The 233-nt window shown below is 48.9% G+C and carries 1 rRNA gene; it reads right to left on the bottom strand.

The annotated features are described in order from the left end of the window. Window positions 1-3: 3 nt before the first annotated feature. Window positions 4-119 (bottom strand): 5S ribosomal RNA (gene rrf / locus D3D03_RS16675). Between the last annotated feature and the right edge of the window lie 114 nt (window positions 120-233).

Here is a 233-nt window from a genome sequence, read left to right as displayed (position 1 = left end):
ATCGCCTGGCAGCGTCCTATCCTCACAGGGGGAAGCCCCCAACTACTTTCGGCGTTCAAGTGCTTAACTTCCGTGTTCGGCATGGGAACGGGTGTGACCACTTGGCTATCGCCACCAGACATCTATTATCTTAACATTATGTTTCCATAACGTCAAGACTTTTTTTGAAAAGCTCGCGCCCTCAAAACTGAAGTCATCAACAAGATCATCTGCTAGAACAAGGCCTCGACCGA

Source organism: Exiguobacterium sp. RIT452 (assembly GCF_003598705.1).
Classification (GTDB): Bacteria; Bacillota; Bacilli; order Exiguobacteriales; family Exiguobacteriaceae; genus Exiguobacterium_A; species Exiguobacterium_A undae.
This window is presented reverse-complemented; position numbering and strand designations above follow the sequence as displayed.